Below are 23,873 nucleotides of genomic sequence, written 5' to 3'. Positions count from 1 at the left end.
ATGGGAAATGAATTGCAGCATCGGACCGTGCTGTTGGACGAAGCAGTCGAGTCGCTCGTGACGCGGCCGGACGGCATTTATGTCGACGGCACGTTCGGGCGCGGCGGCCACAGCCGCGCGGTACTCGCGCGGCTGGCGGAGGCCGGCCGGCTGATCGCGTTCGACAAGGATCCGAGGGCGATCGAGACGGCGCAGCGCATCGAGGATGCGCGCTTCTCGATCGTGCATGACAGCTTTGCATCGATGCGCGACGCGCTTGCGGCGCGCGGTATCGAGAAGGTGTCGGGTGTGTTGCTGGACCTGGGCGTGTCCTCGCCGCAGGTGGACGATCCGGCGCGCGGTTTCAGCTTTCGCGCCGATGGTCCGCTGGACATGCGAATGGATCCGACGCGTGGGGAGTCGGCGGCCGAATGGCTCGCGCGGGCTTCGGTGCAGGAATTGACGGAGGTGATACGGGATTATGGGGAAGAACGGTTTGCTTTTCAGATTGCAAAGGCGCTTGTTGCTCGCCGGGCAGAGTCCGACCGTCTTGGGCCTCTCGACACCACGGGCGAGCTTGCCCAAATCGTGGGTCACGTCGTCAAAACCCGTGAGAAGGGCAAGGATCCGGCAACCCGCACCTTTCAGGCTATACGGATTCACGTCAATCAAGAGCTTGCGGACCTGCAAGTCGTACTAGACGCGGCATTGTCGTTGCTGGAGCAAGGGGGGCGGCTGGTGGTCATCAGCTTTCATTCACTCGAGGACCGGATCGTCAAGCGATTCATGCAGGCGCACGCGAGTGCGCCCGCGGTCGATCGTCGCCTGCCGATCCGTGCCGTCGACCTCCCGAGCCCGCCGCTCAAGATAATCAGCCGTCAATTCCCGAGCGAAGCGGAAGTCGTCGCGAATCCGCGCGCCCGGTCGGCCGTGATGCGCATCGCGGAGCGCGTCACGCCATGAGCCGCTTCAACATCTTCCTGTTGATCATCGTGATGGGTTGCGCGCTGTCGGTCGTCAACTCGACGAACCAGCAGCGCCAGATCTTCATCCAGCTGCAGCGCGCGCAGTCGCAGGAGCGTCAGCTCCAGCAGGACTATGCGCAGCTTCAATATCAGCAGAGCGCGCTGTCGAAGACGTCGCGCATCGAGCAACTCGCGAACGATTCGCTGAAGATGCAGCCGATCACGACGGGCCGCACCCAATACCTGACGCTGCCGCCGGGCGCCGTGAAAGCGATCGACGCGCCGATTCCCGCGTCGGCCGACGCCGCCGCCAAGGGCCACGGAGGCGCGCGATGAAGCCGTCGCAAAAGCGCCAGGACGTGAAATTCTCGTCGAGCCCGGTGCTCGGCGTGCACCTGCCGATGTGGCGCTCGAAACTCGTCGTGTTCATGCTGTTCATGGCGTTCGTCGCGCTCGCCGCGCGGGCGTTCTGGATCCAGGGGCCCGGCAACGCGTTCTATCAGAAGCAGGGCGAAAGCCGCTATCAGCGCACGCTCGAACTGCCCGCCACGCGCGGCAAGATCCTCGACCGTAACGGGCTCGTGCTCGCGACGAGTCTGCCCGTGCGCGCGATCTGGGCGATTCCGGACGCCGTGCCGGACGATCTCGGCGCGGACAAGATCAACCAGCTCGGCAAGCTCCTCGGCATGACGCCGAAGGAACTGCGCGTGAAGCTGTCGGAAGACAAGGGTTTCGTCTACGTGAAGCGCCAGGTGCCGATCGACGTCGCGGACAAGGTCGCCGCGCTCGATATCCCCGGTATCTATCAGCGCAACGAGTACAAGCGCTTTTATCCGGAAGGCGAGATCACCGCGCACCTGATCGGCTTCACGAACGTCGAGGACGAAGGTCAGGAAGGCGTCGAGCTCGGCGACCAGAAGCTGCTGTCCGGCACGTCCGGCGTGCGCCGCGTGATCAAGGACCGGCTGGGGCACATCGTCGAGGACGTCGCCGAACAGGTTCCCCCGCACAACGGGACGGACGTCGGCCTGTCGATCGACAGCAAGATCCAGTACATCGCCTATGCGAACCTGAAGGCCGCCGTCGAGAAGTTCAAGGCGAAGGCCGGCGCGGCGATGGTCGTCGACGTGCGCACCGGCGAAGTGCTCGCGCTCGTCAACTACCCGACGTACAACCCGAACGACCGCTCGCGGATGACGGGCGAGCAGTTGCGCAACCGGATCATGACCGACGTGTTCGAGCCGGGCTCGATCATGAAGCCGTTCACGGTATCGCTGGCGCTCGACCTGCACCGCGTGACGCCGAACACGCTCGTCGAGACGGGCAACGGGCATTTCGTGCTCGACGGCGCGCCGATCACCGATGACGCGGGCTTCGGCACGCTGACGGTCGGCGGCGTGATCCAGAAGTCGAGCAACATCGGCGCGACGAAGATCGCGATGACGATGCGGCCCGAGGAAATGTGGAATATGTATACGAGCATCGGCCTCGGCCAGGCGCCGAAGGTCGGGTTCCCGGGCGCGGTAGCCGGCCGCCTGCGTCCGTGGAAGAGCTGGCGCCGCATCGAGCAGGCCACGATGTCGTACGGCTATGGCCTGTCGGTGTCGCTGTTCCAGCTCGCACGCGCGTACACGGCGATCGCGCACGACGGCGAGCTGATGCCCGTGACCATTTTCAAGACCGACCCCAATCAGCCGATCGTCGGCACGCAGGTGTTCAACCCGACCACCGCCCGCGAAGTACGCGCGATGCTCGAGACGGTCGTCGCGCCGGGCGGCACGTCGCCGGACGCCGCCGTGCCGGGCTATCGCGTCGGCGGCAAGAGCGGTACCGCGTACAAGCATGAAGGCCACGGCTACACGCGCAAGTACCGCGCGTCGTTCGTCGGGATGGCGCCGATGCCGAATCCGCGCATCGTCGTTGCAGTGTCGGTCGACGAACCGACCGCCGGCAGCCACTTCGGCGGCCAAGTGTCCGGCCCCGTATTCTCGGCGATCGCCGGCGATACGATGCGCGCGCTGAACGTGCCGCCGAACATGCCGATCAAGCAGCTGGTCGTGTCCGACGACGCGCCGGGCGCGCCCGCCAAGCCGGGTCCGCAAAAGCTCGCCGCGGGCAGCGGTGCGAAGCATATGATCGTATCCAGCACGACACGTAATTCACCAGGAGTTGTTCGATGAGCGCCGCTCGCAGTTCCCATCCGGCGCATCAGCAGATCGCAGCCGCGCTTGCGTGGCTGCGCCAGCATGTGGCCCCCGCGGCGCAACTGCATGCCGACACGCGCAGCCTGCGGGCCGGCGACGTGTTTCTCGGCTATGCGGTCGACGGGGCAGACAATCGCGCCTTCATTGCCGATGCCGTCGCGCGTGGCGCGGCCGCCGTGCTGTATCAGCCGGAAGGCCTCGCGGCCGCGCCGGCCGCGCCCGTCGCACTCGCGGTGCCGGCGCTCGACCAACTGGCCGGCGAGATCGCCAGCGGCTGGTACGGCGACCCGAGCGACAGCCTGCTCGCGATCGGCGTGACCGGCACGAACGGCAAGACGTCGTGCACGCAATGGATCGCCGCCGCGCTGACGGCGCTGCACCAGCCGTGCGCGGTGATCGGTACGCTCGGCAGCGGCATGCACGGGCATCTGGTGCCGACCGGCTTCACGACGCCGGACGCGCCGCAGCTGCAGCGCAGCCTCGCGCAGCTGCACGACGCGGGCGCGAAGGCCGTCGCGATGGAAGTGTCGTCGCACGCGCTGCATCAGGGCCGCGTGAACGGCACGGCATTCGACATCGCCGTGTTCACGAACCTCACCCAGGACCACCTCGACTATCACGGCACGTTCGACGCGTACGAAGCCGCGAAGGCGAAGCTGTTCGCGTGGCGCGGCCTGCGCGCGGCGGTCGTCAATCGTGACGACGCAGCCGGCCGCCGCCTGCTCGAGAAGCTGGCCGGCCGCGTGCGCACGATCGCATACGGAATCGGCGACGCGCAGGCGCCCGACGCCGATCGCGAGCTGGTCGCGCTCGACGTGCGCGCCACCGCCACGGGCACGGCGTTTCGCCTGCGTTCGTCGTGGGGCGACGCGGACGTCGAGGTCGGCACGCTCGGCGTGTTCAACGTCAGCAACCTGCTCGCGGTGCTCGGCTCGCTGCTCGCGGCCGACGTGCCGTTCGACGCGGCGGTCGCGGAGATCGCACGGCTCGAGTCCGTCAATGGCCGCATGCAGCGCCTGGGCGGCCGGCTGCAGAACGACGAACCGCTCGTCGTGATCGACTATGCGCATACGCCCGATGCGCTCGAGAAGACGCTCGACGCGTTGCGCCCGATCGCGGCCGCGCGCGGCGGCCGGCTCGTGTGCATGTTCGGCTGCGGCGGCGATCGCGATGCGACGAAGCGCCCGCTGATGGGCGCGATCGCCGAGCGGCTCGCCGATGAAGTCGTCGTCACGAGCGACAACCCGCGCAGCGAAGATCCGCAGCGCATCATCGACCAGGTCATCGCGGGCATGACGGCGCCCGATCACGCGCGCCGCATCGAGGATCGCGCAAGCGCGATCCTGCAGGCCGTGCGTGGCGCCGCCCGCGAGGACGTCGTCGTGCTGGCCGGCAAGGGTCACGAGGCGACGCAGGAAATCATGGGCAAGAAGCGCGCGTTCTCCGATCAGGATCACGCACGGCTCGCGCTCGCGGCACGCGCGACGCACGTCAAGGGAGGCGCTGAATGACGATGCTCAGTCTCGGCGAAGCCGCCCGCCTGATTCCCGGCGCCACCGTCCACGGCGATCCGGACACGACGTTCGAGCGCGTGTCGACGGACAGCCGCACGGTCGGCCCGGGCGACTTGTTCGTCGCGCTGAAGGGAGACCGCTTCGACGCGCACGACTTCCTGGGCGACGTGGCCGCGCGTGGTGCAGCCGCGGCCCTCGTCGCGCACGTGCCGGCGGGTCTCGCGATGCCGGTCGTCGAGGGCGGTGAAACGCGTGCCGCGCTCGGCGCGCTCGCACACGGCTGGCGCAAGCGCTTCACGGTGCCGCTCGTCGCGGTGACGGGCAGCAACGGCAAGACGACCGTCAAAGAAATGATCGCGTCGATCTTCGCGGCGGCAGTCGGCGCCGACGCGCGACTGGCGACGGCCGGCAACCTGAACAACGACATCGGCGTGCCGTTGACGCTGCTGCGCCTGTCTGGCGCGCATCGCGTCGCGGTGATCGAACTCGGGATGAACCACCCGGGCGAGACCGAAGTCCTCGCGCGCCTCGCGGCACCGACCGTCGCGCTCGTCAACAACGCGCAGCGCGAGCACCAGGAATTCATGGCTACCGTCGAAGCCGTTGCGCTCGAGCACGCGGCCGTGATCCACGCGCTGACGCCGGACGGCGTCGCGGTGTTCCCGGCCGACGATGCGTACGCGAGCATCTGGCGCGTCGCGGCGACCGGCAACCCGATCCTCGATTTCGCGCTGCACGATGCCGAACGGCAGGTCGAAGCGCAGGTCACGGGCCGTCTGCACGGCGGCGAGCTTGCGATCGACACGCCGTCGGGCGCGGTGACGGTGCGCCTGCGCGCGCTCGGCGAGCACAACGCGCGCAACGCATTGGCGGCGGCGGCGGCGGCGCTCGCGGCGGGCATCGAGCTGGCCGCGATCAAGCAGGGCCTCGAATCGTTCGAACCGGTCAAGGGGCGTCTGCAGGTCCGGCAGGCGGACGTCGGCAGCCTCGCGGGCGCGACGGTCGTCGATGACACCTACAACGCGAACCCCGACTCGATGCGCGCGGCGATCGACGTGCTGGCCGCGCAACCGGCGCCGCGCGTGCTGGTGATCGGCGACATGGGCGAGGTCGGCGACGAAGGCCCGGCATTCCACCGCGAGATCGGCGCCTATGCGCGCGAGCGCGGCATCGATGCGCTGTTCGCGCTCGGCGACGCATCGCGCGATGCGTGCACGGCGTACGGCGACACGGCCCGCCATTTCGGCGAGGTCGGCGCGCTGGTGACGGCGCTGCTCGCGGCGGGCTACGGCGCGCAGGCGACGGTGCTCGTGAAGGGCTCGCGGTACATGAAGATGGAGCGCGTGGTTGACGCGCTGACGAACCAATCCGCGGCGGGCACGGTGCCCGCCGCACACTGAGTAGAAGGAAGGAAGCATGCTGCTGGCGCTGGCGCAATGGCTGCAGGGCGACGCAAGCTTTTTGCGCTTGTTCACGTACCTGACGTTCCGTGCGGTGATGGCTACCATCACCGCGCTCGGGATCGGGCTCGTGTGCGGACCGTGGGTGATCCGCAAGCTGACACAAATGAAGGTGGGGCAGGCGGTGCGCAAGGATGGCCCGCAAAGCCACCTCGTGAAATCCGGCACGCCGACGATGGGCGGCGTGCTGATCCTGATCGGCATCGCGGTCGCGACGCTGCTGTGGGGCGACCTGACCAACCGTTTCATCTGGATCGTGATGCTCGTCACGTTCGGTTTCGGTGTGATCGGCTGGGTCGATGACTATCGCAAGGTCGTCTACAAGGACCCGCGCGGGATGTCGTCGCGCGAAAAGTATTTCTGGCAGTCGGTGATCGGGCTGTTCGCGGCGGTCTACCTGGCATTCAGCGTGTCCGAGGCGAACAACGTGCGCGTGTTCGACCTGTTCATGGCGTGGGTGCGCAGCGGCCTGTCGATGGGGCTGCCCGCGCGTGCCGACCTGATGCTGCCGTTCCTGAAGTCGATCAGCTATCCGCTGGGCGTGTGGGGCTTCATCGTGCTGACCTACTTCGTGATCGTCGGCGCGAGCAACGCGGTGAACCTCACCGACGGCCTCGACGGCCTCGTGATCATGCCGGTCGTGCTGGTCGGTGGGTCGCTCGGCGTGTTCGCGTACGTGATGGGCAGCTCGGTCTATTCGAAATATCTGCTGTTCCCGCACATTCCGGGCGCGGGCGAACTGCTGATCTTCTGTTCGGCGATGGGCGGGGCAGGGCTCGCGTTCCTCTGGTACAACACGCACCCCGCGCAGGTGTTCATGGGCGACGTCGGCGCGCTGGCGCTCGGCGGCGCGCTCGGCACGGTCGCGGTGATCGTGCGCCAGGAAATCGTGCTGTTCATCATGGGTGGCATCTTCGTCGCGGAAACCTTGTCGGTGATGCTGCAGGTGTCGTGGTTCAAGTACACGAAGAAGCGTTACGGCGAAGGGCGCCGCCTGCTCAAGATGGCGCCGCTGCATCACCATTTCGAATTGTCCGGCTGGAAGGAAACGCAGGTGGTGGTGCGTTTCTGGATCATCACGCTGATGCTGTGCCTGTTCGGTCTGTCCACCCTCAAGTTGCGGTAAAGGAAAGGTAAAAGGATGTCTGGCGAGATGTTTGGAGATCGGCAGCGGCCGATGGTGCTCGTACTGGGGCTCGGGGAATCGGGCCTCGCGATCGCGCGATGGTGCGCGAGGCACGGGTGCCGGCTGCGTATTGCCGATACCCGCGAGGCGCCGCCGAACCTTGCCGCGCTGCAGGCCGAAGGCATCGATGCCGAGTTCGTCGGCGGGCCGTTCACGCCCGCGCTGCTCGACGGCGGCGTCGAGATCGTTGGCCTGAGCCCTGGCCTGTCGCCGCTCGAACCGGCACTCGCCGCGCTGATCGCGGCCGCGAACGAGCGCGCGATCGCGGTGTGGGGCGAGCTCGAATTCTTCGCGCAGGCGCTGCGCGCGCTCGGCACGAGCGGCTACCAGCCGAAGGTGCTCGCGATCACCGGCACCAACGGCAAGACCACGACGACGAACCTCACGGGCCTGCTGTGCCAGCGTTCGGGCAAGAAGGTCGCCGTCGCCGGCAACATCAGCCCGGCGATGCTCGACCGGCTCGCGCGCGCGATCGACGAGACGGCGCTGCCCGACGTATGGGTGCTCGAACTGTCGAGCTTCCAGCTCGAGACGGCGCGCACGTTCGCGCCCGATGCGGCCGCGATTCTCAACATCACGCAGGATCACCTCGACTGGCATGGCAGCTTCGACGCGTATGCGGCGGCGAAGGGCCGGATCTTCGGCGCGACGACCACCCGCGTGCTCAATCGCGACGATGCGGCCGTGATGAAGTTCGCGCCGGCCGCCGGCGCGGCCGATGCGGCGCGCACGGTCACGTTCGGCCTGAACGAACCGGCGCAGCAGGGCGACTACGGCCTGTCGCGCGACAACGGCATCGCGTGGCTGGTCGAGGCGGTCGATCGCGACGCACCGGACGAGACGACGAGCCGCCGGCGCAAGCGCGACGGCGCGCATACGCCCGACATTGCTCAGAAGCGCCTGATGCCGGCCGACGCGCTGCGCATCCGCGGGCTGCACAACGCGGCGAACGCGCTGGCCGCGTTCGCGCTCGCGCGTGCGATCGACCTGCCGGCCGCGCCGCTGCTGCACGCGCTGCGCGAATACCGAGGCGAAGCGCATCGTGTCGAAGTGATCGCGACGATCGACGACGTGGACTACGTCGACGACAGCAAGGGAACGAACGTCGGCGCGACGGTGGCCGCACTCGACGGACTCGCGCAGAAGATCGTGCTGATCGCGGGCGGTGACGGCAAGGGGCAGGATTTCGCGCCGCTCGTCGCGCCCGTCGCGCGGTGGTGCCGCGCGGTGATGCTGATCGGCCGCGATGCGCCGGCGATCCGCGACACGCTCGCCGAGACGGGCGTGCCGCTTGCCGATCACGCGACGCTCGAGGCGGCGGTGCATGCGGCGGCCGAGCTCGCGGAGCCGGGCGACGCGGTGCTGCTGTCGCCCGCGTGCGCGAGCCTCGACATGTTCAGGAACTACGCCCACCGCGCTGACGTGTTCCGCGCGGCCGTGGACGAAATCGCCATCGACAAAGGAGCGACGACATGAGCTGGTCCGATCGCCTCGTCTCCCGTTTCAACGACCGGCGCGGCACCGGCGGCAATGCCGCGGGCGGCCGCGTCGCGTCGGCCACGCGCGCCGCGACGGGCGGCCTCGCCAGCGTCGTCAACGGCGTGCGGCCGAGCCGCTCGCGGATGCTCGATTTTGACTACTCGCTGCTGTGGGTCGCGATCGCGTTGCTCGGGCTTGGCGTCGTGATGGTGTATTCGGCGTCGATCGCGATGCCCGATTCGCCGAAATACGCGGCGTATCACGATTACGCGTTCCTGATGCGTCACTGCGTGTCGCTCGGCGTCGCGTTCATCGCGGCGGTGATCGCGTTCCGCGTACCGGTGTCGACGTGGGACAAGTACGCGCCGCATCTCTTCCTGATCGCACTCGTCGGGCTCGTGATCGTGCTGATTCCGCACGTCGGCAAGGGCGTGAACGGCGCGCGCCGCTGGATTCCGCTCGGCATCACGAACATGCAGCCGTCGGAAATCATGAAGCTCGCGGTGACGATCTACGCGGCGAACTACACGGTGCGCAAGCAGGAATACATGCAGAGCTTCGCGAAGGGCTTCCTGCCGATGGCGTTCGCGGTCGGTCTCGTCGGCGCGCTGCTGCTGCTCGAGCCGGACATGGGCGCGTTCATGGTGGTCGCCGCGATCGCGATGGGCGTGCTGTTCCTCGGCGGCGTGAACGGCAAGCTGTTCGGCGGCCTCGTCGCGACGGCGGTCGGCACGTTCACGATGCTCGTGTGGCTGTCGCCGTGGCGTCGCGAGCGGATCTTCGCGTATCTCGATCCGTGGGACGAGCGCTATGCGCAAGGCAAGGCATACCAGCTCACGCACTCGCTGATCGCGTTCGGCCGCGGCGAGTGGTTCGGCGTCGGCCTCGGCGGCAGCGTCGAGAAGCTGAACTACCTGCCCGAAGCGCATACCGACTTCATCCTCGCGGTGATCGGCGAGGAACTCGGCTTCGTCGGCGTGCTGGTCGTGATCCTGCTGTTCTACTGGATCGTGCGCCGCGCGTTCGAGATCGGCCGCCAGGCGCTCGCGCTCGACCGCACGTTCGCGGGCCTGACGGCGAAGGGCATCGGCATCTGGTTCGGTGCGCAGACGTTCATCAACATGGGCGTGAACCTCGGCCTGCTGCCGACCAAGGGCCTGACACTGCCGCTCGTGAGCTACGGCGGTTCGGGCATTCTGCTGAATTGCGTCGCGCTCGCGGTGCTGCTGCGGGTCGATTATGAAAATCGCGTATTGATGCGCGGAGGGAAGGTATGACCGCGTCGCGACGCACGCTGATGGTGATGGCAGGCGGCACCGGGGGCCACGTGTTCCCGGGGCTCGCTGTCGCGCACCGGATGGAAGCGGCGGGCTGGCGCGTCGTATGGCTCGGCAATCCGGCCGGGATGGAAGCGACGCTCGTGCCGAAACACGGCATTCCGATGGAATACGTGCGCTTCGGCGGACTGCGCGGCAAGGGCCTGAAGACCAAGCTGACGCTGCCGTTCAACCTGCTGCGCGCGTGCTGGCAGAGCCTCGGCGCATTGCGCCGCGTGCGGCCCGACGTCGTGCTCGGGATGGGCGGCTACATCACGTTCCCGGCGGGCGTGATGGCCGCGCTGTCGGGCCGTCCGCTCGTGCTGCACGAGCAGAATTCGATTGCCGGCCTCGCGAACAAGGTGCTCGCGAAATTCGCGAAGCGCGTGCTCGTCGCGTTCCCCGGCGCACTGCCGCACGCGGAATGGACCGGCAACCCGATTCGCGCGGAACTTGCGCGCACGGAAACGCCCCAAGCACGCTATGCATCGCGCAGCGGCCCGCTGAACCTGCTGGTGGTCGGCGGCAGCCTGGGCGCGGCCGCACTGAACGAAGTCGTGCCGCGCGCGCTGGCGCTGCTGGCGCCGGGCGAGCGCCCGCGCGTCGTGCACCAGGCCGGCGCGAAGCACATCGACGCGTTGAAGGCGAATTACGAAGCGGCCGGTTTCGCGGGCGGCGACGCCGTGCGGCTCGTGCCGTTCATCGACGACATGGCCAGCGCGTACGCGGCGGCGGATCTCGTGATCTGCCGGTCCGGCGCGATGACGGTGTCGGAGATCGCGGCGGTGGGCGTGGCGGCGCTGTTCGTGCCGTTCCCGTACGCGGTCGACGATCACCAGACGACCAACGCCGCATTCCTCGCCGATGCGGGCGCGGCGGTGCTGGTGCAACAACGCGACCTGTCGGCCGAGTTGCTCGCCGACTGGCTGCGCAGCCAGTCGCGTGCATCGCTCGCGGACATGGCGGAACGTTCGCGCTCGCTGGCCAAGCCCGAGGCCACCGACGAAGTCGCGCGCATCTGCGCGACGGTGGCCGGCGCGAACCTGGAAGAAATCAAATGAAACAACCCCTACGCTCACTTCGTTCGCTGTCACCCAAGGGGGCGGTCAGCCTTCTTGGGGCGGCCCGGCGGAGGCTGACATGAAACACATCGTCAAACAGATTCATTTCGTCGGGATCGGCGGCGCGGGCATGAGCGGCATCGCCGAAGTGCTCGTCAACCTCGGCTACGAGGTCAGCGGCTCGGACCTGTCGCGCAACGCGGTGACCGATCGGCTCGAGGCGCTCGGCGCGCGGATCTCGATCGGCCACGACGCGGCGAACATCGCGGGCGCGAACGCGGTCGTCGTGTCGACGGCCGTGCGCTCGGACAATCCCGAAGTACTGGCCGCACGGCACCAGGGCGTGCCGATCGTGCAGCGCGCTGTGATGCTCGCGGAGCTGATGCGCCTGAAGCAGGGGATCGCGATTGCCGGCACGCACGGCAAGACCACGACGACGAGCCTCGTCGCGAGCGTGCTCGCGGCGGGCGGCCTCGATCCGACCTTCGTGATCGGCGGCCGGCTGATCAGCGCCGGCGCGAACGCGCGGCTCGGCACGGGCGACTTCATCGTCGCCGAGGCCGACGAGTCGGACGCGTCGTTCCTGAACCTGTATCCGGTGATCGAAGTCATCACGAACATCGACGCCGACCACATGGACACCTACGGCCACGATTTCGCGCGGCTCAAGCAGGCGTTCATCGAATTCACGCAGCGCCTGCCGTTCTACGGCAGCGCGGTCGTGTGCGTCGACGATCCGAACGTGCGGCAGATCATCCCGTTCATCTCGAAGCCGGTCGTGCGCTACGGCCTGTCGCCGGATGCGCAGGTGCGCGCCGAAGACATCGACGCGCGCGACGGCCGCATGCACTTCACGGTGATCCGCGAAGGCCGTGCGCCGCTCGCGGTGGTGCTGAACCTGCCGGGCCTGCACAACGTGCAGAACGCGCTCGCGGCGATCGCGATCGCGACCGATCTCGGCGTGTCGGACGACGCGATCCAGCAGGCGCTGGCGGAATTCAACGGCGTCGGCCGGCGCTTCCAGCGCTACGGCGAGGTGCCGAGCGCGGACGGCGGCCAGTACACGCTGATCGACGACTACGGCCACCACCCGGTCGAGATGGCCGCGACGGTCGCGGCCGCGCGCGGCGCGTTTCCGGGCCGCCGCCTCGTGCTGGCATTTCAGCCGCACCGCTACACGCGCACGCGCGACTGTTTCGACGATTTCGTCAACGTGCTGTCGACGGTCGACGCGCTGGTGCTGACGGAAGTCTATGCCGCCGGCGAAGCGGCGATCGCGACGGCCAACGGCGACGCGCTGTCGCGTGCGCTGCGTGCGGTGGGGAAGGTCGACCCGGTGTTCGTCGCGTCGGTCGACGACGTGCCGGACGCACTGGCGGGGGTCGCCCGGAACGGCGACGTGGTGATCACGATGGGCGCGGGTTCGATCGGCGGCGTGCCGGCGAAGATCGTGCAACACATTCAACAGAAGGCATGACATGAGCGGGATCGATCCGAAACGTTTCGGCAAGGTGGCAGTGTTGTTCGGCGGCGAATCCGCCGAGCGCGAGGTGTCGCTCACCTCGGGCCGCCTCGTGCTGCAGGGCCTGCGCGACGCGGGCATCGACGCGCATCCGTTCGACCCGGCCGAGCGGCCGCTGTCGGCGCTGAAGGATGAAGGCTTCGTGCGCGCGTTCAACGCGCTGCACGGCGGCTATGGCGAGAACGGCCAGATCCAGGGCGCGCTCGATTTCTACGGGATCCGCTACACGGGCAGCGGCGTGCTCGGCTCGGCGCTCGGCCTCGACAAGTTCCGCACGAAGCTCGTGTGGCAGCAGACGGGCGTGCCGACGCCGCCGTTCGAGACGGTGATGCGCGGCGACGACTACGCGGCGCGCGCGACGGACATCGTCGCGAAGCTCGGCCTGCCGCTGTTCGTGAAGCCGGCGAGCGAAGGCTCGAGCGTCGCGGTGCTGAAGGTCAAGACGGCTGACGCGTTGCCCGCCGCACTGTCGGAAGCCGCGACGCACGACAAGATCGTGATCGTCGAGAAGAGCATCGAAGGCGGCGGCGAATACACCGCGTGCATCGCCGGCGATCTCGATCTCCCGCTGATCAAGATCGTGCCGGCGGGCGAGTTCTACGACTACCACGCGAAGTATGTCGCCAACGACACGCAGTACCTGATTCCGTGCGGGCTGCCGGCGGCGCAGGAAACCGAACTGAAGCGCATCGCGCGCCGCGCGTTCGACGTGCTCGGCTGCACCGACTGGGGCCGCGCGGATTTCATGCTCGACGCGGCCGGCAACGCGTATTTCCTGGAAGTGAACACGGCCCCCGGGATGACCGACCATTCGCTGCCGCCGAAGGCCGCGCGCTCGATCGGCATCAGCTATTCGGAGCTGGTCGTGAAGGTGCTGTCGCTTACGCTCAACGATTGACGCAGGAACGGAACGACGTATGTGGAACAACGTTCGCCAACTCAACCTTGCCGCCAGCGCGCTGTACGCGCTGCTGCTGCTCGTGTTGGCGGCGGCCGGCTGCTACTGGCTGATCCAGCGTCCGACGTTCGCGTTGCGCGAGATCCGGATCGACGGCGACACCGAGCACATCAACTCGCCGACGGTGCGCGCGGGCGTGGTCGGCCGGCTGAAAGGCAATTTCTTCACGGTCGATCTCGACTCGGCGCGGGCCGCGTTCGAGCAGATGCCGTGGGTGCGTCACGCGAGCGTGCGCCGGGTGTGGCCGAATGCGCTGGCTGTCACGCTCGAGGAGTACAAACCGCTCGGGACCTGGGGCAGCGCGCAGCTCGTGAGCGTCGACGGCGAGCTGTTCACCGCGAACCAGGGCGAGCTCGATCAGGAGCTGCCGGCGTTCGACGGCCCGGAGGGCAGTGCGAAGGAAGTCGTCACGCGGTATCGCGACTTCGCGAATTGGTTTGCGCCGCTGAAGGCGGCGCCGGAAGAAGTGACGCTGTCGGCGCGCTACGCGTGGACGGTGAAGCTGTCGAACGGCATGCAGGTCGAACTGGGCAAGGAGCGCACCAGCGAGACCCTGCATGACCGGAGCCAGCGCCTCGTCGCCGCATGGCCGGCCGTCACGGAGCGTTGGGGCAACGACATCGAGTACGCGGACCTGCGTTATCCGAACGGATTCGCGATTCGTGCGGCAGGCATGCGGTTCCTGACCGATACCGACAAGCGCAAGAAGTAACGAGAGATCACACGCAAGAGCACTTTATGAGCAAAGACTACAAGGATCTGCTGGTTTCCCTCGACATCGGCACGTCGAAGGTCGTGGCCATCGTCGCCGAGCTGAAGGGCGAAGGCCATTACGAGGTCATCGGCCTCGGCCAGAGCGAATCGAAAGGTCTGAAGAAGGGCGTGGTGGTCAACATCGAGGCCACCGTGCAGTCGATCCAGCGCGCGCTCGAGGAAGCCGAGCTGATGGCCGACTGCAAGATCACCAACGTGTTCACGGGGATTGCCGGCAGCCACATCCGCAGCTTCAACTCGAGCGGGATGGTCGCGATCAAGGACAAGGAAGTCACGCAGACCGACGTCGCGCGCGTGATCGAGACCGCGAAGGCGATCAACATCCCGACCGACCAGCAGGTGCTGCACATCCTCACGCAGGAATTCATCATCGACGGCCAGGAAGACGTGCGCGAGCCGATCGGGATGAGCGGCATCCGCCTCGAGGTGAAGGTGCACATCGTGACGGGCGCGGTCAGTGCCGCGCAGAACATCGTCAAGTGCGTGCGCCGCTGCGGGCTGGAAGTGAACGACCTGATCCTGCAGCCGCTCGCGTCGTCGCTGGCCGTGCTGACGGAAGACGAGAAGGATCTCGGCGTGGTGCTGGTCGACATCGGCGGCGGCACGACCGACATCGCGATCTTCGCCGAAGGCGCGATCCGCCATACCGCGGTGATTCCGATCGCCGGCGACCAGATCACGAGCGACATCGCGATGGCGCTGCGCACGCCGACGCCGGACGCGGAAGACATCAAGGTCGGCTACGGCATCGCCAAGCAGGCGCTCGCCGATCCGGACGAGATGGTCGAAGTGCCGGGCCTCGGCGAACGCGGTCCGCGCACGCTGTCGCGCCAGGCGCTTGCGGCGGTGATCGAGCCGCGCGTCGAGGAACTGTTCTCGCTCGTGCAGCAGGTCGTGCGCGAGTCGGGTTACGAAGAACTGCTGAGCTCCGGCGTGGTCATTACCGGCGGGGCTTCGATGATGCCGGGCATGGTCGAGCTCGGCGAAGACATTTTCCTGAAGCCGGTGCGCATTGGCGCGCCGGAATACGCGGGCGGCCTCGCCGACGTCGTGCGCAATCCGCGCTATTCGACGGCGATGGGCCTGCTCGTCGAAGGCAGTGCGCAGCGCATGCGCGGCCGCAAGGTCGCCGTGCAGTCCGGCAACGCGGGGCAGATCTTCTCGCGGATGAAGGAATGGTTCCTGAGTAATTTTTGAGTACCCCACGGCTCGGTACGCCGAGCCTGCCCCCGACGGGGGCCAGGAAAACGCGGGGCGGCCCGACGTTGTCCTGAGGATGAACCGAATCGAAATTCGCGCCGGTGCCGGCGGCTGGCGCGCGACAGGGGGTTGCCCGATCTCCTGCCGAATAACGGCCGAGTAGTCTTATTTTCTTGACGGAGGCAACAATGGAATTCGAAATGCTGGAAACCGAAACCAACGGCACCATCATCAAGGTGGTCGGCGTTGGCGGCGCTGGCGGCAATGCCGTTCAGCACATGATCAACCGCGGCGTGCAGGGCGTCGACTTCATCGTGATGAACACGGACGCCCAGGCGCTGTCGCGTTCGCGCGCATCGTCGGTGATCCAGCTGGGCAACACGGGCCTGGGCGCCGGTGCGAAGCCGGAAATGGGCCGTGCCGCGGCGGAAGAAGCGCGTGAGCGCATCGCCGATGCACTGCGCGGCGCGCACATGGTGTTCATCACCGCTGGCATGGGCGGCGGCACGGGCACGGGCGCGGCGCCGGTGGTCGCGCAGATCGCGAAGGAGATGGGCATCCTGACGGTTGGCGTCGTCAGCAAGCCGTTCGAATTCGAAGGCGGCAAGCGCATGCGCGTCGCGGAGGCAGGCTCGCAGCAACTGGAGGATCACGTCGACTCGCTGATCGTCGTCCTGAACGACAAGCTGTTCGACGTGATGGGCGATGACGCCGAGATGGACAAGTGCTTCCAGTGCGCGGACGACGTGTTGAACAACGCGGTCGCGGGCATTGCCGAAATCATCAATGTCGATGGTCTCGTGAACGTCGACTTCGAAGACGTGAAGACGGTGATGGGCGAGCAGGGCAAGGCGATGATGGGCACGGCGACGGTCGCCGGCGTCGATCGCGCACGCCTCGCGGCGGAACAGGCCGTGGCGAGCCCGCTGCTCGAAGGCGTCGATCTGTCGGGCGCGCGCGGCGTGCTGGTCAACATCACGTCGAGCCGTTCGCTGCGCCTGTCGGAAACGCGCGAAGTGATGAACACGATCAAGAGCTACGCGGCGGAAGATGCGACGGTGATCTTCGGTGCGGTGTACGACGACGCGATGGGCGATGCACTGCGCGTGACGGTCGTGGCGACGGGTCTGGGCCGTGCGGCGAAGAAGCAGCAATCGGCTCCGATGACGCTGCTGCGCACGGGTACCGACAACCAGCCGGTCAGCGCGGTCTCGCACGGTTACGCGCAGCCGCAACACGTCAGCACGGCCGACTACGGCGCGCTCGATACGCCGGCGGTGTGGCGCAATTCGCGCGAAACCGCGGCATCGCACGTGCAGGCGCTGCAGGAGAAGGGTGTCGATACGTACGACATCCCGGCTTTCCTGCGCAAGCAGGCTGACTGACGACGCACACAGGCGAAGCCGCGGCGCAATCGCTGAGATTGCCGCGGTAACGCCGGCGTGACGGATGCCACGGACCACGACAGGCCGCGTCGGATGCGACGCCGGGCCGGGAAACGTGCCCTCTTCGCATGAGCGGAGCGGGATGGGACGTGCTGTCCGCAATACGCTGAAAAACCGTATCGCTATGAGGGACCAGCCATGATTCAAGTGGGCGACGCGCTGCCCGACGCGCAATTGTTCGAGTTCATCGACGACGCGCGCGCAGGCTGCACACTGGGGCCGAACGCCTTCAGCGTGCGCGACCAGGTGGCGGGAAAGCGGGTGGTGATCTTCGGATTGCCGGGTGCTTTCACGCCGACCTGTTCGGCGCAGCATGTGCCGGGCTATGTCGAGCACGCCGAGCAACTGCGCTCGGCGGGCATCGACGAGCTCTGGTGCGTGTCCGTCAACGACGCATTCGTGATGGGCGCATGGGGACGTGATCTGCACACCGCGGGCAAGGTGCGCATGATGGCGGACGGCAGCGCTGCTTTCACTCATGCGCTGGGACTGACGCAGGATTTGTCCGCGCGTGGCATGGGAATCCGTTCCCTGCGCTACGCGATGGTGGTCGACGACGGTGTGGTCAAGACGCTGGCCGTCGAAGCGCCGGGCAAGTTCGAAGTGAGCGATGCGGCGAGTGTTCTCGCGACGTTGACGTCCTGATCGTGCGGTGCGCCGTTGCCTGCCGGCAACGCTGCTCACCGCCGTCGGGGCAGTTGTAACACGGGCCGATGACCGGAAACGCCTCCGTTCCGGGCATTGGCCCGTCCCGTATCGGCGCGGGTAAACAGTCGAAACAGATTGATACGCAGTTTCCAACAGCGTTGAATAGGGAATTACGCTATAATCTCACCTATCGAATATAACTCCTGATTGATATTCTCAATCAAGTTGAAGAAGACCATGCTGAAGCAGCGCACCATCAAATCGATCGTGAAGACCGTGGGTATCGGTCTGCACTCGGGCCGCAAGGTTGAACTGACGCTCCGTCCGGCCGCGCCGGGCACGGGGATCGTTTTCTCGCGCGTCGACCTGCCCACGCCTGTCGACATTCCGGCATCCGCGATGTCGATCGGCGACACGCGGCTCGCGTCGGTGCTGCAGAAGGATGGCGCGCGCGTGTCGACCGTCGAGCACCTGATGTCGGCGTGCGCCGGCCTCGGCATCGACAACCTCTATGTCGACGTGACGGCCGAGGAAATCCCGATCATGGACGGCAGCGCCGCGTCCTTCGTGTTCCTGATCCAGTCCGCGGGCATCGAAGAGCAGAACGCGCCGAAGCGCTTCATCAAGGTGACCAAGCCGGTCGAAATCCGCGACGGCGACAAGTTCGCGCGTCTCGAGCCGTATTTCGGCTTCAAGCTGAAGTTCACGATCGACTTCCGTCATCCGGCGGTCGACAAGACCGGCCAGGAACTCGAGGTCGACTTCGCGAACACGTCGTACGTGCGCGAGATCGCGCGCGCGCGCACGTTCGGTTTCGCCCACGAAGTCGAAATGATGCGCGAGCTGGGTCTTGCACGCGGCGGCAGCATGGACAACGCGATCGTGCTCGACGAATACCGGATCCTGAACAACGACGGGCTGCGCTACGACGACGAGTTCGTGAAGCACAAGATGCTCGACGCGATCGGCGACCTGTACGTGGTTGGCCATCCGCTGCTGGCGTCGTACACGGCATACAAGTCGGGTCACGGGCTGAACAACGCGCTGCTGCGCGAACTGCTAGCCCACGAAGACGCGTACGAGATCGTCACGTTCGACGATCCGCAGGCCGCGCCGAAAGGGTTTGCGTTCGACGCGCAGACGGCCTTCGCCTGATCGGCGTTCGTCACGGGCGAATAAAAAAAGCGACCTTCGGGTCGCTTTTTCGTTGGGCGGTGCGCGGTCGACGGAGCGCTCAGCGCGACGACTTCGCGCCGTGCCGCGCGGCCATCCGCGCGAGCGCGGCCTGCAGCGGCGACGGCTCGAGGTGATCGGCGAGTTCGCGCAACGCGGCGGCGCCGACGGTCGTCATGCGCGCCTGCTTCACGTGCGGCGGCTCCGGCGCATCTTTCGGTCGCACGCGCACGCGCAGCGCCGACACCGGCCAGCCGCGTTTCTGCAGTTCGGCGAGCAGCCGCGGCTCAACCTGCCGCAGCCGGGCAGCGAGCGCATTGTGCGCGGCAAAGAGGGTCAGGGTGCCGTCCTTGATCGAGCCCGGTTCGACATGATTCGCAAGATAGTCGGGCAGGAGCGCGGTGAGGTCGCGCTGCAGCGAGGCCACCTGTTCGACGCCGGCGCGCAGCGCGGCGAACGCGTCGGTGCGGTTGAGCACTTCGGACACGGGTTGGGGGCGATACGCGGAGAGCGGGCCGAAACGCTTGGAAAATCGGTTCATCGAGGCATTGTTCGGGCGCGCACGTGCGCGGACGTTGACGCCGATTGTACCCGCGCCGGCGCGCGCACGGGCGGCTTTCGGGCCGTGCGCCCGGCGGCCCGCGCGGGTTCGCCTGGCGGCGCGCGTCCAGCCGGCACACGGGCGCATGCGTCCCCGCGTGCTAAAATTCCTCGTTTGATTCCACTAATTCGCTAAGCCGCCGAGGCTCGGGCGTCGGGGCGCGCAACACGCGCCGGGCGCCGGTGCTGCGACGCAGGATCCGATCCGATGACAACCGGTTTTCTCCAGAAAATTTTTGGCAGCCGCAACCAGCGGCTCGTCAAGCAATATCAAAAGACCGTCGAGACGATCAATGCGCTCGAAACGCAGATCGAGCAGCTGACGGACGACCAGTTGCGCGGCAAGACGGACGAGTTCCGCCAGCGGGTCGCGGCCGGGGAGTCGCTCGACAAGCTGCTGCCCGAGGCGTTCGCGGTCTGCCGGGAGGCGAGCCGCCGCGTGCTGAAGATGCGCCACTTCGACGTGCAGTTGATCGGCGGCATGGTGCTCCACTACGGCAAGATCGCGGAAATGCGCACCGGCGAGGGCAAGACGCTCGTCGCGACGCTGCCCGTGTACCTGAATGCGCTGGCTGGCCGCGGCGTGCACGTCGTGACGGTCAACGACTACCTCGCCCAGCGCGACGCCGAATGGATGGCGCGTCTGTACAACTTCCTCGGTCTGTCGGTCGGCATCAACCTGTCCGGCATGGAGCACGAGCAGAAGCAGCAGGCCTACGCGTCGGACATCACCTACGGTACGAACAACGAGTTTGGCTTCGACTACCTGCGCGACAACATGGTCTACGAGACCGAAGCGCGCGTGCAGCGGGCACTGAACTTCGCGGTCGTCGACGAAGTGGACTCGATCCTGATCGACGAGGCGCGTACGCCGCTGATCATCTCGGGCCAGGCCGAAGATCACACCGAACTGTACGTGCGGATGAACGCGCTGCCGCCGCTGCTCGAGCGCCAGATCGGCGAGGAGAAGGCCGACGGCACGGGCGTCGAGAAGCCGGGCGACTACACGCTGGACGAAAAATCGCGCCAGGTGTTCCTGACGGAGTCGGGCCACGAGAAGGCCGAGCGACTGCTCGCCGAGTGGGGCCTGATCGGTGAGGGCGAGAGCCTGTACGCGCCGCAGAACATCACGCTGATGCACCACGTGTACGCGGCGCTGCGCGCGCACACGCTGTTCTACAAGGACCAGCACTACGTCGTGCAGAACGGCGAAGTGGTGATCGTCGACGAATTCACGGGCCGCCTGATGGCGGGCCGCCGCTGGTCCGACGGCCTGCACCAGGCGGTCGAGGCGAAGGAACACGTGAAGATCCAGAGCGAGAACCAGACGCTCGCATCGATCACGTTCCAGAACTACTTCCGGATGTACGCGAAGCTCGCGGGCATGACGGGGACGGCGGACACCGAAGCGTACGAATTCAACGAGATTTACGGCCTCGAGACGGTCGTGATCCCGACCAACCGCCCGCCGAAGCGGATCGACAAGCAGGACCAGATCTACAAGACCGCCAAGGAGCGCTACGACGCGGTGATCCGCGACATTCGCGAGTGCTACGAGCGCGGTCAGCCGGTGCTGGTCGGCACGACGTCGATCGAGAACTCGGAACTGCTGTCGCACCTGCTGAAGCAGGCCGGGCTGCCGCACGAAGTGCTGAACGCGAAGCAGCACGAGCGTGAAGCCGCGATCGTCGCGGAAGCCGGCCGTCCGAAACGCATCACGATCGCGACCAACATGGCCGGCCGCGGTACCGACATCGTGCTCGGCGGCAACGCCGAGAAGCAGGCGGCGTTCATCGAAGCCGACGAAGCGATCCCGGCCGACGAAAAGGCGCGCCGCATCAAGCAGCTGCACGACGAGTGGGAGACGCTGCACGAGCAGGTGAAGGCCGCGGGCGGCCTGCACATCATCGGCACCGAGCGCCACGAATCGCGCCGGATCGACAACCAGCTGCGCGGCCGTGCAGGCCGTCAGGGCGACCCGGGTTCGTCGCGCTTCTATCTGTCGCTGGACGACCCGCTGCTGCGCATCTTCGCGGGCGACCGCGTGCGTTCGATCATGGATCGCCTGAAGATGCCCGAAGGCGAGGCGATCGAGGCCGGCATCGTCACGCGTTCGATCGAATCCGCGCAGCGCAAGGTCGAAGCACGCAACTTCGACATCCGCAAGCAGCTGCTCGAATACGACGACGTGTCGAACGACCAGCGCAAGGTGATCTACCAGCAGCGCAACGAACTGCTCGAAGCCCACGACATCACCGAGACGATCTCGGCGATGCGTCACGGCGTGATCACCGAAGTCGTCCGCCAGTTCGTGCCGGAAGGCAGCATCGAGGAACAGTGGGACGTGCCCGAGCTCGAGGAAGCGCTGCGCAACGACTGGCAGCTCGACCTCGCGATCCAGGAAATGGTGAACGAGTCGTCGTCGATCACCGCCGACGAGATTCTCGACGCCGTGACGACCGCCGCCGACGAGCAGTACGAGGCCAAGGTCGCGATGGTCGGCCGCGAATCGTTCAGCGCGTTCGAGCGTTCGGTGATGCTGCAGACGGTCGACCGCCTCTGGCGCGAGCACCTCGCGGCACTCGACCACCTGCGCCAGGGCATCCACCTGCGCGGCTATGCGCAGAAGAACCCGAAGCAGGAATACAAGCGCGAAGCGTTCGAGCTGTTCGCCGCGATGCTCGATGCGATCAAGCAGGAAGTCACGCGCATCGTGATGAACGTGCAGATCCAGTCGCCCGAGCAGCTCGAGGAAGCCGCCGAGCAGATCGAGGAGCGCAGCGGTCATCTCGAGAACGTCGAGTACCAGCACGCCGACTACGCGGAATCCGGCGCGCCGGTGGCGAACGTCGCGGCCGCCACGGCGGCCACCGCGACGGCGGACATGGTCGGCAGCGCGATGACCCACGGCCACGCCGGCGAGCTGCCGAAGGTCGGCCGCAACGACCCGTGCCCGTGCGGCAGCGGCAAGAAGTACAAGCAATGTCACGGGAAGCTGTCATGATCGGCGGCGGCGCGCATCGGCGTGCCGCTTCATCCGCAGCTTTCGAGTCAGTGAAGTGAGTTGCGGCGGCCGCTCGTGCGGCCGTCGGTTCTTCCAATCAATGCCGGCGCGTGCCGGCATTTTCCATCCGGCAGGTGTGCCCCATGGCTGTCAATTTTCCGTCGATCGATCCCGCCCAACTGCATCCCGTCGCCGGCGTCACGCTCGGCTGGGCGGAAGCGAACATCCGCAAGCCGAATCGCAAGGACGTGCTGGTCATTTCCGTCGACGAAGGGGCGACGGTCGCCGGCGTATTCACCGAGAACCGCTTCTGCGCCGCTCCGGTGATCGTATGCCGCGAGCACCTGGCCATCGTGCGTGCGGGCGGCGCGGGCATCCGTGCGCTCGTCGTGAATACGGGCAATGCGAATGCGGGCACCGGCGAGCCGGGCCTCGCGCACACGCGCGAAACCTGCGCGGAACTCGCGCGCCTCGCGGGCATCGACGCTGCCCAGGTGCTGCCGTTCTCGACCGGCGTGATTCTCGAGCCGCTGCCGATCGACCGCCTGAAGGCAGGGCTGCCGGCCGCGCTCGCGAACCGCCAGGCCGCGAACTGGTACGACGCCGCGCAGACGATCATGACGACCGATACGCTGCCGAAGGCCACGTCGCGCCAGGTGACGATCGACGGTCACACGGTCACGCTGACGGGCATCAGCAAGGGCGCGGGCATGATCAAGCCGAACATGGCGACGATGCTCGGCTTCCTGGCGTTCGATGCGAACGTCGCGCAGCCGGTGCTCGACACGCTCGTGAAGGAAGTGGCCGATCGCTCGTTCAACTGCATCACGATCGACGGCGACACGTCGACCAACGACTCGTTCATCCTGATCGCGTCGGGCAAGAGCACGCTGCCCGCGATCACGTCGACCGACTCGCCGGCCTATGCGGCGCTGCGCGAAGCGGTCACGCAGGTCGCCCAAGTGCTGTCGCAGCTGATCGTGCGCGACGGCGAAGGCGCGACGAAATTCATGACGGTGCAGGTCGAAGGCGGCAAGAGCGTCGCCGAGTGCCGCCAGATTGCCTACGCAATCGGTCATTCGCCGCTGGTGAAGACGGCCTTCTACGCTTCCGACCCCAACCTGGGCCGGATTCTCGCGGCGATCGGCTATGCGGGCGTCACGGATCTCGACGTCGACAAGATCGATCTCTATCTCGACGACGTGCTCGTCGCGAAGGCCGGCGGCCGCAACCCGGCTTACCAGGAAGAGGACGGCCAGCGCGTGATGAAGCAGAGCGAAATCACGATCCGCGTGCTGCTCGGCCGCGGCGACGCGCAGGCTACCGTCTGGACGTGCGACCTGTCGCACGATTACGTGAGCATCAACGCGGATTACCGCTCCTGA

General features: G+C 67.0%; 19 protein-coding genes. 18 read left to right on the top strand and 1 reads right to left on the bottom strand.

Annotated features, from left to right (window positions below; all coding sequences use genetic code 11):
- The 16 genes from rsmH (at position 1) to lpxC (ending at position 18,866) form a co-directional block, all read left to right on the top strand.
- Positions 1 to 942 (top strand): 16S rRNA (cytosine(1402)-N(4))-methyltransferase RsmH, encoded by a 942-nt coding sequence (rsmH, locus tag SB771_RS20280; protein ID WP_006752434.1) that lies wholly within the window; start codon positions 1 to 3, stop codon positions 940 to 942.
- Positions 939 to 1,280, top strand: a complete 342-nt coding sequence (gene ftsL / locus SB771_RS20275; RefSeq protein ID WP_011655887.1) for a cell division protein FtsL — start codon at positions 939 to 941, stop codon at positions 1,278 to 1,280. Before rsmH ends, ftsL begins: the two co-directional genes overlap by 4 nt.
- Complete coding sequence (locus SB771_RS20270) at positions 1,277 to 3,124, top strand: peptidoglycan D,D-transpeptidase FtsI family protein (RefSeq protein ID WP_175661557.1); 1,848 nt, start codon at positions 1,277 to 1,279, stop codon at positions 3,122 to 3,124. Before ftsL ends, SB771_RS20270 begins: the two co-directional genes overlap by 4 nt.
- A complete protein-coding gene (locus SB771_RS20265; RefSeq protein WP_175661556.1) occupies positions 3,121 to 4,659 on the top strand; it encodes a UDP-N-acetylmuramoyl-L-alanyl-D-glutamate--2,6-diaminopimelate ligase in 1,539 nt (512 codons plus the stop codon). Before SB771_RS20270 ends, SB771_RS20265 begins: the two co-directional genes overlap by 4 nt.
- A complete protein-coding gene (locus SB771_RS20260; RefSeq protein ID WP_175661555.1) occupies positions 4,656 to 6,062 on the top strand; it encodes a UDP-N-acetylmuramoyl-tripeptide--D-alanyl-D-alanine ligase in 1,407 nt (468 codons plus the stop codon). The genes SB771_RS20265 and SB771_RS20260 overlap by 4 nt, the downstream gene beginning before the upstream one ends.
- 16 nt (positions 6,063 to 6,078) lie before the next feature.
- On the top strand, positions 6,079 to 7,248 hold the full coding sequence (mraY, locus tag SB771_RS20255) for a phospho-N-acetylmuramoyl-pentapeptide-transferase (RefSeq protein ID WP_006752439.1): 1,170 nt from the start codon (positions 6,079 to 6,081) through the stop codon (positions 7,246 to 7,248).
- 27 nt (positions 7,249 to 7,275) lie between these two features.
- Entirely contained in the window at positions 7,276 to 8,784 is a 1,509-nt protein-coding gene (gene murD, locus SB771_RS20250) for a UDP-N-acetylmuramoyl-L-alanine--D-glutamate ligase (protein ID WP_011655891.1), read from the top strand.
- Positions 8,781 to 10,064 carry a putative lipid II flippase FtsW gene (ftsW, locus tag SB771_RS20245; RefSeq protein ID WP_006752441.1) on the top strand — a complete coding sequence of 428 codons (1,284 nt, stop codon included), beginning with the start codon at positions 8,781 to 8,783 and terminating at the stop codon, positions 10,062 to 10,064. The genes murD and ftsW overlap by 4 nt, the downstream gene beginning before the upstream one ends.
- Positions 10,061 to 11,164, top strand: a complete 1,104-nt coding sequence (murG, locus tag SB771_RS20240) for an undecaprenyldiphospho-muramoylpentapeptide beta-N-acetylglucosaminyltransferase (RefSeq protein ID WP_011655892.1) — start codon at positions 10,061 to 10,063, stop codon at positions 11,162 to 11,164. The genes ftsW and murG overlap by 4 nt, the downstream gene beginning before the upstream one ends.
- Before the next feature lie 79 nt (positions 11,165 to 11,243).
- Positions 11,244 to 12,641, top strand: a complete 1,398-nt coding sequence (gene murC, locus SB771_RS20235; protein ID WP_175661554.1) for a UDP-N-acetylmuramate--L-alanine ligase — start codon at positions 11,244 to 11,246, stop codon at positions 12,639 to 12,641.
- A gap of 1 nt (position 12,642) precedes the next feature.
- Entirely contained in the window at positions 12,643 to 13,584 is a 942-nt protein-coding gene (locus SB771_RS20230) for a D-alanine--D-alanine ligase (protein WP_126227109.1), read from the top strand.
- Between the two features lie 19 nt (positions 13,585 to 13,603).
- Positions 13,604 to 14,356 carry a cell division protein FtsQ/DivIB gene (locus SB771_RS20225; RefSeq protein WP_006752446.1) on the top strand — a complete coding sequence of 251 codons (753 nt, stop codon included), beginning with the start codon at positions 13,604 to 13,606 and terminating at the stop codon, positions 14,354 to 14,356.
- A gap of 26 nt (positions 14,357 to 14,382) precedes the next feature.
- Positions 14,383 to 15,615: a cell division protein FtsA gene (gene ftsA, locus SB771_RS20220; RefSeq protein WP_006752447.1), complete on the top strand. Its 1,233-nt coding sequence runs from the start codon at positions 14,383 to 14,385 to the stop codon at positions 15,613 to 15,615.
- Between the two features lie 191 nt (positions 15,616 to 15,806).
- Entirely contained in the window at positions 15,807 to 17,003 is a 1,197-nt protein-coding gene (gene ftsZ / locus SB771_RS20215; RefSeq protein ID WP_006752448.1) for a cell division protein FtsZ, read from the top strand.
- 198 nt (positions 17,004 to 17,201) lie between these two features.
- Positions 17,202 to 17,708, top strand: a complete 507-nt coding sequence (locus tag SB771_RS20210) for a peroxiredoxin (protein ID WP_011655895.1) — start codon at positions 17,202 to 17,204, stop codon at positions 17,706 to 17,708.
- A 240-nt stretch (positions 17,709 to 17,948) separates the two neighbouring features.
- Positions 17,949 to 18,866 (top strand): UDP-3-O-acyl-N-acetylglucosamine deacetylase, encoded by a 918-nt coding sequence (lpxC, locus tag SB771_RS20205; RefSeq protein ID WP_006756824.1) that lies wholly within the window; start codon positions 17,949 to 17,951, stop codon positions 18,864 to 18,866.
- A gap of 79 nt (positions 18,867 to 18,945) precedes the next feature.
- On the opposite strand, the gene SB771_RS20200 is transcribed toward lpxC, so the two are convergent.
- Positions 18,946 to 19,425, bottom strand: a complete 480-nt coding sequence (locus tag SB771_RS20200; RefSeq protein WP_006756825.1) for a DUF721 domain-containing protein — start codon at positions 19,423 to 19,425, stop codon at positions 18,946 to 18,948.
- Positions 19,426 to 19,692: 267 nt separating this feature from the next.
- Here SB771_RS20200 and secA point away from each other — a divergent pair, with 267 nt between their 5' ends.
- Both secA and argJ read left to right on the top strand, forming a co-directional pair.
- Positions 19,693 to 22,488, top strand: a complete 2,796-nt coding sequence (secA, locus tag SB771_RS20195) for a preprotein translocase subunit SecA (protein WP_165750833.1) — start codon at positions 19,693 to 19,695, stop codon at positions 22,486 to 22,488.
- Between the two features lie 143 nt (positions 22,489 to 22,631).
- A complete protein-coding gene (gene argJ, locus SB771_RS20190; RefSeq protein WP_165750834.1) occupies positions 22,632 to 23,873 on the top strand; it encodes a bifunctional glutamate N-acetyltransferase/amino-acid acetyltransferase ArgJ in 1,242 nt (413 codons plus the stop codon).

This window comes from Burkholderia sp. SIMBA_051 (assembly GCF_046534915.1).
Lineage (GTDB): Bacteria > Pseudomonadota > Gammaproteobacteria > Burkholderiales > Burkholderiaceae > Burkholderia > Burkholderia ambifaria.
The sequence above is the reverse complement of the archived record's forward strand: the minus strand, read 5'-3'. Positions and strand labels throughout refer to the sequence as shown.

Coding starts and splice junctions, on each gene's coding strand:
- SB771_RS20270 (WP_175661557.1), top strand. CDS start 1,277: ATGAAGCCGTCGCAAAAGCGCCAGGACGTGAAATTCTCGTCGAGCCCG.
- lpxC (WP_006756824.1), top strand. CDS start 17,949: ATGCTGAAGCAGCGCACCATCAAATCGATCGTGAAGACCGTGGGTATC.
- SB771_RS20230 (WP_126227109.1), top strand. CDS start 12,643: ATGAGCGGGATCGATCCGAAACGTTTCGGCAAGGTGGCAGTGTTGTTC.
- murD (WP_011655891.1), top strand. CDS start 7,276: ATGTTTGGAGATCGGCAGCGGCCGATGGTGCTCGTACTGGGGCTCGGG.
- argJ (WP_165750834.1), top strand. CDS start 22,632: ATGGCTGTCAATTTTCCGTCGATCGATCCCGCCCAACTGCATCCCGTC.
- SB771_RS20265 (WP_175661556.1), top strand. CDS start 3,121: ATGAGCGCCGCTCGCAGTTCCCATCCGGCGCATCAGCAGATCGCAGCC.
- secA (WP_165750833.1), top strand. CDS start 19,693: ATGACAACCGGTTTTCTCCAGAAAATTTTTGGCAGCCGCAACCAGCGG.
- murG (WP_011655892.1), top strand. CDS start 10,061: ATGACCGCGTCGCGACGCACGCTGATGGTGATGGCAGGCGGCACCGGG.
- SB771_RS20260 (WP_175661555.1), top strand. CDS start 4,656: ATGACGATGCTCAGTCTCGGCGAAGCCGCCCGCCTGATTCCCGGCGCC.
- SB771_RS20200 (WP_006756825.1), bottom strand. CDS start 19,425: ATGAACCGATTTTCCAAGCGTTTCGGCCCGCTCTCCGCGTATCGCCCC.
- ftsL (WP_011655887.1), top strand. CDS start 939: ATGAGCCGCTTCAACATCTTCCTGTTGATCATCGTGATGGGTTGCGCG.
- ftsA (WP_006752447.1), top strand. CDS start 14,383: ATGAGCAAAGACTACAAGGATCTGCTGGTTTCCCTCGACATCGGCACG.
- murC (WP_175661554.1), top strand. CDS start 11,244: ATGAAACACATCGTCAAACAGATTCATTTCGTCGGGATCGGCGGCGCG.
- SB771_RS20225 (WP_006752446.1), top strand. CDS start 13,604: ATGTGGAACAACGTTCGCCAACTCAACCTTGCCGCCAGCGCGCTGTAC.
- rsmH (WP_006752434.1), top strand. CDS start 1: ATGGGAAATGAATTGCAGCATCGGACCGTGCTGTTGGACGAAGCAGTC.
- ftsZ (WP_006752448.1), top strand. CDS start 15,807: ATGGAATTCGAAATGCTGGAAACCGAAACCAACGGCACCATCATCAAG.
- SB771_RS20210 (WP_011655895.1), top strand. CDS start 17,202: ATGATTCAAGTGGGCGACGCGCTGCCCGACGCGCAATTGTTCGAGTTC.
- ftsW (WP_006752441.1), top strand. CDS start 8,781: ATGAGCTGGTCCGATCGCCTCGTCTCCCGTTTCAACGACCGGCGCGGC.
- mraY (WP_006752439.1), top strand. CDS start 6,079: ATGCTGCTGGCGCTGGCGCAATGGCTGCAGGGCGACGCAAGCTTTTTG.